General features: G+C 66.7%; 11 protein-coding genes. 1 reads left to right on the top strand and 10 read right to left on the bottom strand.

Going from position 1 to position 12,923, the window contains the following annotated elements:
- Window positions 1-82: 82 nt before the first annotated feature.
- The 4 genes from mazG to cysM are packed head-to-tail and all read right to left on the bottom strand — an operon-like array spanning window position 83 to window position 5,602.
- The gene (gene mazG, locus IEJ03_RS05550) at window positions 83-961 is read right to left on the bottom strand and encodes a nucleoside triphosphate pyrophosphohydrolase (protein WP_192036679.1); all 879 of its coding nucleotides are present in this window, start codon (window positions 959-961) and stop codon (window positions 83-85) included.
- A complete protein-coding gene (gene relA / locus IEJ03_RS05545) occupies window positions 958-3,237 on the bottom strand; it encodes a GTP diphosphokinase (RefSeq protein ID WP_192036678.1) in 2,280 nt (759 codons plus the stop codon). The genes mazG and relA overlap by 4 nt, the downstream gene beginning before the upstream one ends.
- A gap of 6 nt (window positions 3,238-3,243) precedes the next feature.
- Complete coding sequence (rlmD, locus tag IEJ03_RS05540) at window positions 3,244-4,704, bottom strand: 23S rRNA (uracil(1939)-C(5))-methyltransferase RlmD (RefSeq protein ID WP_192036677.1); 1,461 nt, start codon at window positions 4,702-4,704, stop codon at window positions 3,244-3,246.
- Between the two features lies 1 nt (window position 4,705).
- Window positions 4,706-5,602 carry a cysteine synthase CysM gene (cysM, locus tag IEJ03_RS05535; RefSeq protein ID WP_192036676.1) on the bottom strand — a complete coding sequence of 299 codons (897 nt, stop codon included), beginning with the start codon at window positions 5,600-5,602 and terminating at the stop codon, window positions 4,706-4,708.
- Window positions 5,603-5,720: 118 nt separating this feature from the next.
- On the opposite strand from cysM, the gene IEJ03_RS05530 reads away from it, so the two are divergent.
- The gene (locus tag IEJ03_RS05530; RefSeq protein ID WP_192036675.1) at window positions 5,721-8,507 is read left to right on the top strand and encodes an ATP-binding protein; all 2,787 of its coding nucleotides are present in this window, start codon (window positions 5,721-5,723) and stop codon (window positions 8,505-8,507) included.
- Here IEJ03_RS05530 and acpS read toward each other — a convergent pair.
- From acpS to lepB, 6 genes are all read right to left on the bottom strand, one after another.
- A complete protein-coding gene (gene acpS, locus IEJ03_RS05525; RefSeq protein WP_192036674.1) occupies window positions 8,447-8,824 on the bottom strand; it encodes a holo-ACP synthase in 378 nt (125 codons plus the stop codon). The genes IEJ03_RS05530 and acpS overlap by 61 nt on opposite strands.
- Before the next feature lie 5 nt (window positions 8,825-8,829).
- Window positions 8,830-9,654: a pyridoxine 5'-phosphate synthase gene (gene pdxJ, locus IEJ03_RS05520; protein WP_192036673.1), complete on the bottom strand. Its 825-nt coding sequence runs from the start codon at window positions 9,652-9,654 to the stop codon at window positions 8,830-8,832.
- A gap of 55 nt (window positions 9,655-9,709) precedes the next feature.
- Window positions 9,710-10,417, bottom strand: a complete 708-nt coding sequence (recO, locus tag IEJ03_RS05515; RefSeq protein ID WP_192036672.1) for a DNA repair protein RecO — start codon at window positions 10,415-10,417, stop codon at window positions 9,710-9,712.
- An 8-nt stretch (window positions 10,418-10,425) separates the two neighbouring features.
- Entirely contained in the window at window positions 10,426-11,328 is a 903-nt protein-coding gene (gene era / locus IEJ03_RS05510) for a GTPase Era (protein ID WP_192036671.1), read from the bottom strand.
- A complete protein-coding gene (gene rnc / locus IEJ03_RS05505; RefSeq protein WP_192036670.1) occupies window positions 11,325-12,014 on the bottom strand; it encodes a ribonuclease III in 690 nt (229 codons plus the stop codon). Before rnc ends, era begins: the two co-directional genes overlap by 4 nt.
- 79 nt (window positions 12,015-12,093) lie before the next feature.
- Complete coding sequence (lepB, locus tag IEJ03_RS05500; RefSeq protein ID WP_192036669.1) at window positions 12,094-12,921, bottom strand: signal peptidase I; 828 nt, start codon at window positions 12,919-12,921, stop codon at window positions 12,094-12,096.
- Between the last annotated feature and the right edge of the window lie 2 nt (window positions 12,922-12,923).

Here is a 12,923-nt window from a genome sequence, read left to right as displayed (position 1 = left end):
ACTCCCGCACCGCGATGAGATGTCTTTCCTCGGGCGCGCGAGCGCCGTGTCCTGTTCGTCTGGCGAGCGATCCTGCTGGCCATCAGGCCGACGTTTCGCCGTTCTTTTCAAGCGCCTCGCCATTCTTTTCAAGCACCTTGGCGGCCTGCCAATGATGCTCCATGTCCTCGAGGCCGGCCTGGCCCGGCGCCTTGCCCTCGGCGGCCAGGGCCGACTCCACATGGCGGAAGCGTCGCTCGAACTTGGCGTTGGTGCCGCGCAGGCGCTGCTCGGGATCGGTCTTGAGAGTACGGGCGAGATTGACCACCGCGAACAGCAGGTCGCCTACTTCCTCGCCGGCGTGTTCATGATCGCCTGCGGCCAGTGCCTCCTCGACCTCGTCGAGTTCCTCGCGGATCTTGTCCAGCACGCCGCGGTGATCGGGCCAGTCGAAGCCGACCCGCGCGGCCCGCTTGGAGAGCTTGGCGGCGCGGGACAGCGCCGGCAGGTTGCGGGGCACGTCATCGAGCACCGAATGCGCCGAACGCTCGGTGCGCTCCTCGGCCTTGAGGGCCTCCCAGCGCCTATTGATGTTGTCAAGCCCAGGGGCCTGGGCGCTCTCGATCTCGGCGGCACTCGCATTGCCGCGGCGTGAGCTCAGGGTGCCATCGGGAAAGACATGGGGATGGCGCCGGAGCATCTTGGCGGTCAGGGTGTGCACCACGTCATGGAAGTCGAAGCGCCCTTCCTCGCGACCGAACTGGCTGTAGTAGACCACCTGGAACAGCAAATCCCCCAGCTCGCCCGGCAACTCGTCGAAGGCCCGGCGCTCGATGGCATCGGCGACTTCATAGGCCTCCTCGAGGGTGTGCGGCACGATCGTGTCCCAGTCCTGCTTGAGATCCCACGGGCAGCCCTGCTCGGCATCGCGCAGCACCGCCATCAGGGTCAGCAGGTCATCGAGGCCGTGGCGCTCGCTCATGAGCGCCCTCCCTTGCCACGGGCCTTGCCCTTGGCACCGCTTCTCAGGCGCTTGACATCGAGCACGTTGGAGAGCTGCTGGATGCGCGAGAACAGCCGCCCCAGGGTCTCCAGTCCATCGACCTCGAGGGTAATGGTCATTCTCGCCAGGCCCTCGACCTCATCGGTCTGGGTGTTCACCGAGAGCACGTTGACCTTGTCGTTGCCCAACACGCCGGTGACATCCCGCAGGAGGCCCGAACGGTCCCAGGCCTCGATCTCGATATCCACCGGATAGCGGGTCGCGGCCCGCTCGCCCCACTCCACCTCGATGATACGCTTGGGCTCGTCGAGGCGCAGCTGGAGGATGTTCGGGCAGTCCTGGCGGTGCACGGTGACGCCGCGCCCCTGGGTAATGAAGCCGACGATCTGCTCGCCGGGCACCGGGTGGCAGCAGTTGGCCATGCTGGTCTTGAGATTGCCCACCCCCAGCACGGTGATGTCCTGGCCACCGGCGGCCTGCTTCTCGCGGCGCGGCTTGGCCAACAGCCGGTCGAGCTGCTCCTGGTCATCGTGCTCGCCGAACAGCTGCTGCGCCTGATGCAGCACCTGACCGATGCGCAGATCACCAGCACCGATGGCCGCATACATGTCCTCGGGGGTCGTGTAGTTGACCTTCTGCGCCAGGGTCGTGAGGTCGATGTCCTCGACGTCGAGGCGCTTCATCTCCTTGTCGAAGAGCGCCTTGCCCTCCTCGAGGTTCTGGCCACGGGCCTGCTGCTTGAACCAGGCCTGGATCTTGGCTCGCGCCCGAGAGGTGCGCACGAAGCCCACCGAGGGGTTGAGCCAGTCGCGGCTGGGGCCGCCCTTGGTGGCCGTGAGGATCTCGATCTGCTGGCCGGTCTTGAGCTCGTAGGTCAGCGGTACGATGCGACCGTTGACCTTGGCGCCACGACAGCGGTGACCGATCTCGGTGTGCACCCGGTAGGCGAAGTCGATCGGCGTGGCGACCCGCGGCAGATCGATGACATGGCCGTCGGGGGTGAAGACGTAGATGCGGTCCGGTGCCACGTCGCTTGAGAGTTCCTCGCGCAGGTCGCCGAAGCCGCCGACCTCCTCCTGCCATTCGAGCACCTGGCGCAGCCAGGCGATCTTGTCCTCGTAGCTGCGGCTCTTGGCCTTGGTGTCGTGGCCCTTGTAGCGCCAGTGAGCACAGACGCCGAGTTCTGCTTCCTCGTGCATGGCGAAGGTGCGGATCTGAATCTCGAGCACCTTGTTCTCGGGACCGATCACCGCGGTATGCAGCGACTGGTAGCCATTCTTCTTGGGATTGGCGATGTAGTCGTCGAACTCGTGAGGCACGTGATGCCAGCGCGAGTGGACGATGCCCAGCGCCGTATAGCAGTCGGCTACCCGGGGCACCAGGATACGCACCGCCCGCACGTCATAGACCTGGGAGAAGTCGATGTGCTTGCGCTGCATCTTCCGCCAGATCGAGTAGATATGCTTGGCACGGCCGTCGACGTCGTACTCGTGGATGCCCTGCGCTTCCAGCAGCTCCTTGAGCGTGCCCACCACATCGTTGATGTAGCGGGTCCGGTCGAGACGCTTTTCGGCGAGCTGCTTGGCGATCGACTTGTACTCGGCCTCGTGGAGATAGCGAAAGGACAGGTCCTCGAGCTCCCACTTGAGATGGCCGATGCCCAGCCGATGCGCCAGCGGGCCATAGATGTCGAACACCTCGCGGGCCACTCGCAGACGCTTGTCGCGAGTGGAGTCCTTGACCTGGCGCAGGGCGCAGGTGCGCTCGGCGATCTTGATCAGTGCGACCCGCACGTCGTCGATCATGGTCACCAGCATGCGTCGCAAGTTGTCCTGCTGGTTGTACTGGGTCATGTCCTGACTGGGCAGCGCCTGATGACTGATCGCCGCCATCTGCAGCACGCCCTCGATCAGGCTGGCGACTTCCTTGCCGAAGCGCTTCTCGATGGCCTCAACCGAGATCAGCCCAACGCGCACCGAGCGATACAGGACGGCGGCTTCCAGAGCGGTCTGATCGAGCTTGAGCTCACCGAGGATGTCCGCCATTTCCAGGCCCATGCGATAGCTCGAGCCATTGCCAAGCCCGAGCTGCTGAGCCTGGCTCGCCTCGTCGGCCAACCGGCGAGCCAGTTCGCAGACCTCGCGCAGTCGTCCGACATCGGTCAGCAAGGCCTCCTCGCCCAGGCGAGCCAGCCATTGCTCGAGATCCACCGCGCCGTCATCGGTCAGCGGCTGGTCATCACGCACCTTCACCATGGTGCTTCACTCCTTTGGCATCTGCGCCGGCGTCGCCGCGGACGCAGGAAATTCGGGGTGCTCAAATAGCAGCACGGCCTCGAGGTGGGCCGTCTGCGCAAACATGTCGGCGACCGCCGCACGCTTGAGCCGGTAGCCACCGGCCACCAGGTGGGCCGCGTCCCGGGCGAGGGTTGCCGGGTCACAGGAGACATAGAGGATCCGCGAGACTCGGGAGGTGGCCAGCCGGCGGGACAGGGCCTCGGCGCCCTCCCGGGGCGGGTCCAGCACCACCAGGTCCCACTCGGTCTCGGCCAGCAGCGCACGGGCCTGATCCTCGCGACTCAGGTCCGCCTGGCGGGCGGTGATCCCCGCGAAGCCGTTGCGCCGGGCATTGGCGGCCAGCCGCTCGACCATCCTGGGACTCCCCTCCACGCCGGTCACCTCACCCGTGCGCGCGGCCAGCGCCAGGCTAAAATTGCCCACCCCGGCGAAGCAGTCGAGTACCCGCTCACCGGCCTGAGGCGCCAGCCACGCAAGGGCGGTATCAACCAGGCACTGGTTGACCTCGGCATTGACCTGCAGGAAGTCGCCCGGGGCGAAACCCAGCACCAGCTCGCGCGTCTTTTCCTGTTCAGGCTCCTGTCCAGGCGCCTGTCCAGAGTCGGACAGCGTCAGGCCGTAGTGAAGATCCGGCGCCTCGGTGAGCCACTCGAGACGCGGCGTCTCGCGGCCGACCAGCCAGCCAAGCGACAGCCCGTGGGCCGCGGCGAAGGCGTTCCAGTGCTTGGCATCGGCCGGCTGATCGCGCAGCTGACGCACCACCAGACAGACGCCGGCATCGCTTGCGATCAGCTCAAGATGCCCCACCTGACGCGGTGCATCGAGGGTCGCGAGCCGCTCGCGCAGCGGCGACAGCAAGGCCTCGAGGGCCGGCACCAGCACCGGACATGCGGTCATGTCGATCAGGTGATGGCTGCCTCGGGCGCGGAAGCCCAGATGGATACTACCCTCGGCATCCACCTTGACCCCGAGCCGGGCGCGGCGCCGATAGCCCAGACCCTCGCCGGCCAGCAGGTCGGGCGACTGCTCGAGCTCAAGCCCCTGGCGCGCCAGCTGCTCGACCAGCACCTGCTGCTTGTGATTACGCTGGGCCTCGAGGGTCTGATGCTGGAGATCACAGCCGCCACAGACGCCGAAATGCGGGCAAGTCGGCGTCACTCGCTCGGGGGCGGCCTTGAGCACCTCGCGCACATGCGCCTCGTCGAAGCGCTGGCGGCTCTTGTGCACGGCCACCTCGACCCGTTCACCGGGCAGGGCACGATCCACGAACAGGGTCTTGCCGGCCGCATCGCGGGCCACGCCTCGCCCGTCGTGGGCGAGCCGCAGGATCGTCACGCCCTCATCCGCAGCGGGCGGAGTCGGGCGGGTGGACGAGGGTTTCCGGGTGGCCGGTCTCGGCGAGCGCCGCTTGCCTAGCATCGCCATCCTATTGCTCCGGGGCGAAGAGGCCGGTGGAAAGATAGCGATCGCCGCGATCGCAGACGATGAAGGCGATCACCGCGTCTTCGACTTCCTCGGCAATCTTCAGCGCACCGGCCAGGGCGCCACCGGAGGAGACTCCGGCGAGGATGCCCTCTTCCCGCGCCAGGCGACGCATCTGCTGCTCGGCCTCGGCCTGGCCGATATCGATCACCCGATCGACTCGGGCGGGCTCGAAGATACTCGGCAGGTAGGCCTCGGGCCAGCGACGGATGCCGGCGATGCTGGCGCCGTCCTCGGGTTGCAGGCCGATGACCTGCACCTCGGGATTCTGCTCCTTGAGATAGCGCGAGACGCCCATGATGGTCCCGGTGGTGCCCATCGAACTGATGAAGTGGGTGATGGTTCCCTCGGTCTGGCGCCACAGCTCCGGCCCGGTGGTGCGGTAGTGCGCCAGGGGATTGTCGGGGTTGGCGAACTGGTTGAGGGGCTTTCCCTCGCCATTGGCAATCATGGTGTCGGCCAGATCCCGCGCCCCTTCCATGCCCTGCTCCCGGGTGACCGGAATCAGCTCGGCGCCGAAGGCCGCCATGGCCTGCTTGCGCTCACTGGAAGCGTTGTCGGGCATGATCAGCACCATGCGATAGCCCTTCATGGCGGCGGCCATGGCCAGCGCGATGCCGGTATTGCCGGAGGTGGCCTCGATCAGGGTATCGCCTGGGGCGATCTCGCCGCGGGCCTCGGCCTCACTGATCATCGACAGGGCCGGACGATCCTTGACCGAGCCGGCCGGATTGTTGCCCTCGAGCTTGGCCAGCAGCGTGTTGTTGCGTCCGGCAGCGATGCGCTTCAGGCGCACCAGCGGGGTGTTGCCAACCACATCCTCGAGCGTGGGAAACTGCATCTAACCTTCCTTCTGGAAAAGTCTTTTACCGCATTATATCGCCGGGCGTGTCGCGGTGACAGGGATGGGCAAAGGCTGTGGCATACTGCATGAAAACGATGTCGCTAGAGAGTTGTGCATGCCGATCAAGACGCGCCTGCTGCTGTGGCTGATGTGCCTGCCACTGGGCTTGCTGGCCATCACCTCCGCCCTGACCCTAACTCACGACGCCGGCGCCCGTCGCCTGGCGCTTGAGCAGCGGCTGATGGAACATACCGCCCTTGTCGCCCAGGCGATGGGCGAGACGCTGGGCATCCCGCCTGGCGAGGCCAGCAACGAAGCCCAAGGCGAGGCATTGCGGCCACTGGCCGAGGCCCTGCTTCGGCTCGAGGAAGTGCGTTCGGTGCGTCTCTTCACAGGGTCGAACACGCCGTTGCTGTCGCTTGGCCAGCCTCCCCGCGGCTCTGCCAGCCCGCCGGCCGCGCCGACCCTGGATACCGACGGCGCCGGCTGGCTGCTGACACGACCACTCAACCAGCCCGGGGGCGCGTGGCTTGCCGTGGAGGTCGAGACCCTGAGTCTCACCCTGAGCCGCTACCGCCACCTGCTGTTCCATGGGCTCGGCCTACTGATCGCCGGCCTCGGGCTCTTCCTGGCGGCCTACTCGCTGAGTCGCCGGATCACCGACCCCTTGGGCGTCCTGCAGTCGGCGCTGGAGCGCCTCAACCGCGGCGATCGCGACCTTCGCCTGCCCGAGACGGGGCCATCGGAGACCGCAGGGCTCATGGCGGAGGTGAACACCCTGCGCGACCATCTGGAGCGGGTGCAGGAGGACATGCAGGCGCAGATCGAACAGAGCACCCAGGACCTGCAGGAGTCGATGGAAACCATCGAGGTCAAGAATATCGAGCTCGACATGGCGCATCGCCGGGCCCTGGAGGCCAACCGCATCAAGTCCGAATTCCTGGCCAACATGAGTCACGAGATCCGCACCCCGCTCAACGGCATCATCGGCTTCTGCCAGCTGCTGGGGCGCTCCGGGCTCGACGGTCGCCAGCGCGACTGGCTCGAGCACATGCAGCGCACCTCGGACAGCCTGCTGAAGCTGGTCAACGACATCCTCGACTTCTCCAAGATCGAGGCCGGCAAGCTGGAGCTCGAGACCGTGCACCTGGACATGGTGGCACTGGTCGACGAGGTGCTGGGCCTGCAGGCGCCCCAGGCCCACGAGAAGGGCCTGCACCTGCTGGGCCTGGTCTTCGACGACGTGCCCATCGACCTCCAGGGCGACCCGCTGCGCATCCGCCAGGTGCTGACCAACCTGATCAACAACGCGGTCAAGTTCACCGAGCAGGGCGAGGTCATCGTGCGGGTCATGCTCGAGGAAACCCGGGAGCACCAGGTCACGCTGAGGATCACCGTCAGCGATACCGGCATCGGCCTGTCCAAGGAGCAGCGCGACCGCCTGTTCAAGGCCTTCAGCCAGGCCAACTCCAGTGACGCCCGCCAGTTCGGCGGCACCGGGCTTGGGCTCCTGATCTGTCGCCAGCTTATCGAACAGATGGGCGGCGCCATCACCATGTCCAGCGAAGCCGGCGAAGGGTCGGTGTTCTCTTTCAACCTGCCGCTGGCCTCCTCTCGCCAGCAGCTCCGTTCGCCTGAGCTCGACCTGGGCGGGCGAGTCGTCGCCCTGTTTGAGCCTCACCTCGTCACCCAGCGCGCCCTCCATCACCTGCTCGTGACCTGGAATGCCCAGGTGCTGCCCCCCGATGCCGACCAGGTCGCCGATCCGCCCTACCCCGACCTGGTGCTGGGTGGCCTTAACTTCGAAGACCTTGCACCCGAGCGACTGGCGAGCTGGCAGACCTACCTGGATGACAGCGACTGCCCGGCCATCCTGATGGTCAATGCCAGTCCCTACGACATACCGGAGCTGCGCCTGCCCGGCGGCGGCGAGACGCTGACCAAGCCCATCTCCCGCCAACTGCTGGCCGATACCATCAAGCGGCAGCTCGGGCCGACGCCCTCCACCCGGGTGCCGCGCTCCAGGAGTGACCAGACCGGACTCCCGGCGATTCCCTCGCCGCGGGTCATGGTCGTCGACGACGTGGCCTCCAACCGGCTGCTGCTGCAGGAATTGCTGCGCGAAGCGGGCATCATGTCGCTGCTAGCCTCAAGCGGTGAAGAGGCCCTGGCGCTGGCCCAGAGCGAGCGGGTCGATCTGGTGCTGATGGATATCCGCATGCCCGGCATGGATGGGGAGGCCACCCTGGCGGCGCTTCGCCAGCTGGGCGACGACTGGAAGACCTGCCCGATCATCGCCGTCACCGCGCACGCCCAGGAGCAGGAACGTCAGCGGCTGCTGTCCAGCGGCATGCACGATGTACTGATCAAACCGATCGACGCCCAGCGGCTGGTCACGCTGCTCGGCCAGCACCTGGGCCTGAGGCTTCCCCCACCCCGCCAGGAGCGTAGCGGGTCATCCCTGTCGACAGCCGAGCCCCCCCAGGACGGCCCTGTCGAATCCGACGGGGAGCTAGCGGTGGTCGACATGGGACTGGGGGCCCGCCTGGCCGGCGGCCGGGAGGATCTGGCGAGGAAGACACTGACGCTGTTGCTGGAGAGTCTCGATGACAGCGAGCGTGCCCTGGACGCTGCCTGGCAGGCTCAGGATTCGGAGGCCTTTCTGGAGGCCATTCATCGCCTCAACGGCGCCTGCCGCTATTGCGGGGCGCCCCAGCTGGCCCTGCTCGCCGAGACCCTGGAGACCAAGCTGCGGGTACAGGGCGTGGCGGCGGTCGGCTCCCTGCTGAAGGAGCTCTATGCCGCCATGGGCCGCCTGCGTGCCTGGCAGGCGCGACAGGCTCAGCCCTCCAGCACCACCAGTGCCAGCGCCAGCTCGGCCTCGTCGGAGAGCGAGAGATGAAGGCCGGTCACGCCCAGGCGCTCGGCTAGCACCTGGGCCTGGCCCGACAGGCTGAGCGCGGGCCGGCCCAGACGGTCGTTGACCACCTGAATCTCGCCCCAGCGCATGCCCTCTCGCATGCCGGTGCCGAGCGCCTTGACGAAGGCCTCCTTGGCGGCGAAGCGCTTGGCCAGGTAGGCGGCGGGCTGCCCATGCTCGGCAAGCCGAGCCTGCTCATGCGCCCCGAGCAGGCGCGCCGCGAAGCGCTCGCCGTGGCGCGCCATGGCGGCCTCGAAGCGGGCCACTCGTGCGATATCGGTGCCGATCCCCAGGATCATGCCGACTAGCCCTCACCGTGCTCATGACCATGGTGGTCATGGTCATGCGCGTGGTCATGATCATGATCGTGGGCTTCCATCGCCGCCACCAGGCCGGCTTCCTGGCCGGCGATCGCCAGGCGCTTCATCTCCGCCACGGCCTCCTTGAGCCCCACGAACAGCGAACGCGCGATGATCGCATGGCCGATGTTCAGCTCGGTGAGCCCCGGAATGGCGGCGATCGCCTCAACATTGTGGTAGTGCAGGCCATGCCCCGCGTTGACCACCAGCCCCAGCTCCAGCGCCATCTCGGTGGCCGCCGACAGACGGGCATGCTCGCGATGGGCCTCTTCGCCCACTGCCTCCGCATAGGCCCCGGTGTGCAGCTCGATCACCGGCGCACCGACCTCCCGCGCCGCTTCGATCTGCTCGGGCTCGGGATCGATGAACAGCGACACCTCGCAGCCGACCGCGGCCAGACGCGCACAGGCGGCGGCGATGGTCTCGCGCGCCCCGGCCACGTCGAGTCCGCCCTCGGTGGTCAGCTCCTCGCGCTTTTCCGGCACCAGGCAGACATGGGCCGGGCGAATCTCCTCGGCCAGCTCAATCATCGCCGGCGTCACCGCCATCTCGAGGTTCATGCGGGTGTTCAGCACCTCGGCGAGGAGCCTGACATCGCGCTCCTGGATATGACGACGGTCTTCCCGCAGGTGCACGGTGATGCCATCCGCCCCGGCTTCCTCGGCGAGCAGGGCCGCCTGAACGGGGTCGGGGAACCGGGTGCCGCGGGCCTGACGCAGGGTGGCGATGTGATCGATGTTGACGCCGAGCAGGATACGAGGGGGATGCATGAGACAGCCTCTCCAGTGGGTAATCAGGGGTGAGTCGAACGCTAGGGGCAGGATATCAGCCGGAACGGCGGCATGCGGCCAGTTGCTGCATCAGCTCGCGAGCCCTGAGGGGCCGCGAGCCGAGCAGCGGCGCCAGAGCGGCCCGCGCCAGCGAGCGCGCCGGCGCGGCGAGTCCTGGCGCCGCCCAGTCGCCCTGTTCCAGCAGCCTGAGGGTGCGGCCATCGAGGCCACGGTTGTCGCCTGAGGTCAGCGCACTGAAACGACGCGCCTCGCCGTGGTAGACATAGCGGGTCTGGGGATCGAGCTCGGCGCCGTCGAGATCACAGAACACCGGCTCGGCGTCCAGCGCCTCGAGCAGGGAGAACTCCAGCCGCCGCAGGGCGCCGGCCCGATCACCAGGTCGCGGCAGCTCCTTCAGTGCCGCCCCATAGAAGGCGAAGACCTCGGCCACCGGCAGCTCCAGCGGCAGCAGCCGGGTCAGCAGTTCGTTGGCGTAGAAGCCGCACAGTAGCCCCTCACCGACAAGCATCGGCGCGCTGCCGGTACTCTCCATCAGACGCAGGCGCTTCAGCTCCCCCGCCCCCGTCCAGGTCAGGTGCAGCGGTGTGAAGGGCTGCAGCCGGGTTCGAGACCGGCTACCCGGCCGCTGTACGCCCTGGGCCACGGCGCGAATGCGGCCATGATCCAGGGTCAGCAGGTCGACCAGGGCGCTGGTCTCTCGATAGGGGCGCTTGTGCAGCAGGTAGGCCGGCTGAGGCTGCATAACGGGGCTCAGTCGAGGTCGTAGCCCAAGCTCTTCAGGGCCCGCTCGTCGTCGGACCAGCCGCGTTTGACCTTGACCCAGAGGTTGAGCATCACCTTTGATTCGAAGGCGCGCTCCATCTCCAGGCGCGCCTCGCGGCCGATCTTCTTGATGCGATCGCCGGCCTCGCCGATCAGGATCTTCTTCTGCCCCTGACGCTCGACCATCATCAGGGCGCTGATGTGCAGGGTGCCGCGCTGATCGGTCTTGAACTCCTCGATCTCGACGGTCATCTGGTACGGCAGCTCGTCCCCCAGCTGGCGCATGACCTTTTCGCGGACCAGCTCGGCCGCCAGGAAGCGGGAACTCTTGTCGGTGATCTGATCATCGGGGAAGTGATGGATGCCTTCCGGCAGGTGCTTGGCGACCTCGGCCTCGAGCTCGGGCACGTTGGTACCGTGCTTGGCCGAGATCGGCAGGATGGCGGCGAAGTCGCGCTTGGCGCCGATCTGCTCGAGCCAGGGCAGGAGGCTGGCCTTGTCCTCGAGCCAGTCCACCTTGTTCACGGCCAGGATCACCGGCGCGGTGACGTGGGTCAGCTTGTCGAGCACCACCTGATCTTCCGGCGCCCAGCGGGTGCGGTCGACGATGAAGACCACGCAATCGATGTCGCGCAGGGCCTGGGTGGCCGCCTGGTTCATGAAGCGGTTGATCGCCTTGTTGCGATCCTTCGACATGATGTGCATGCCGGGGGTGTCGACATAGATGAACTGGGTCTCGTCCTCGGTCTTGATGCCCATCACCTGGTGGCGCGTGGTCTGCGGGCGCCGCGAGGTGATGGAGACCTTCTGACCGAGGATGCGATTCATCAGCGTCGACTTGCCGACGTTGGGCCGCCCGACGATGGCGACGAAGCCACAGGACTGAGTCATGAGCGACCTCCACGGGGATCTAGGCGTGTCAGGGCAAGCTCGGCAGCCTGCTGTTCAGCATGGCGGCGGCTCGATCCCACCCCCACGGTGTGTTCCTCGAGCATCTCGATATGACACTCGACGGTAAAGGTCTGGGCATGGGCCTCGCCATCCACCGTCACCACCTCATAGCGGGGCAGCGGCGACTGGCGCGACTGCAGGAATTCCTGCAGGCGAGTCTTGGGATCCTTCTGAGTATCCTGAAGATCAAGCGCCTCGAGGCGCTTCGCGAACCAGGACAGCACGCGGGCCTTGGCCACGTCCATGCCGGCATCCAGATAGATGGCGCCGATCACGGCCTCGACGGCATCGGCGAGAATCGAGTCGCGGCGATGGCCGCCGCTCTTCATCTCGCCGGAGCCCAGGCGCAGGCATTCGCCGACGGAAAACTCGCGGCCCAGCTCGGCCAGGGTCTGCCCCTTGACCAGGCGGGCGCGCAGCCGGGACAGCTGGCCTTCCCGGGCTTCCGGAAAGCGCCGGAACAGCGCCTCGGCGATCACGAAGTTGACGATGGAATCGCCGAGGAACTCGAGCCGTTCGTTGTTCTGGCCGCCAAAGCTGCGATGGGTCATGGCCAGCTCCAGCAGGCCGGGATCGGCGAACTCATGGCCGACCCGGCGGCTGAAGGCATTCAAGGGGTTGCTCACGAAACTCCTGCTACTCTCTGTAAGGTTGTCATCATCGATGGGCGTGGGATCGGGCGCGGCCACCAGGGCCGCGACTGGGTCAGTCGATCAATCGGACCTCGCCGAAGCTCGGCAGGCCGCCGTTCCAGTGCATCCACACGGCGAAGGCTTCGCCGACGATGTTCTCCTCCGGCACGAAGCCCCAGTAGCGGCTGTCGTTGGAGTGGTCACGGTTGTCGCCCATCATGAAATAATGGCCCTCGGGCACGCGAAGCTCGCGCATCTGCGGCCCCGGGTCGCGAAAATTATTGTAAATGGCGTGGGTGGCATCGCCCAGGCTTTCCTCGAGCAGCACCTCTTCCAACTGGTCGGTGTCGCTCCCGTCGACCAGCTGCTTGGCGACCGGCTCGCCATTGATATAGAGCTGCTTGCCTTCGTAGCGAATACGATCGCCCGGTAGCCCGATCACCCGCTTGATGAAGTTCACCGAGGGATCCTGGGGAAACCGGAACACCATCACGTCACCCCGCTCGGGCTCGCCGAGATCGACCAGCTCGGTGTTGGTGACCGGCAGACGCAGCCCGTAGGTGAACTTGTTGACCAGGATGAAGTCACCGATCTCCAGGGTCGGGCGCATCGAGCCCGAGGGGATCTGGAAGGGCTCGACCACGAAGCTGCGCAGCACCAGCACCACCAGCAGCACCGGGAAGAAGGAGCGCGCGTAGTCGACGAGCCAGGGCTCCTTGGCACTCGTCGCGGGAACGGCAACGCCTGCGCTCTCCCTGTGATCCGACTCATGGCCCGTAGGGCCGTCGCCGGTGGCAAGCATCGGGCGCTGCTGGCGGCGTTTGGACCACCAGACGCTGTCGAGCAGCCAGATCAACCCGGTGACCGCGACGGCCACCACCAGCAGAAGCGAGAAATCCATGT

Origin of the sequence: Halomonas sp. YLGW01 (genome assembly GCF_014840935.1) — a bacterium.
Taxonomy (GTDB): Bacteria; Pseudomonadota; Gammaproteobacteria; order Pseudomonadales; family Halomonadaceae; genus Onishia.
This window is presented reverse-complemented; position numbering and strand designations above follow the sequence as displayed.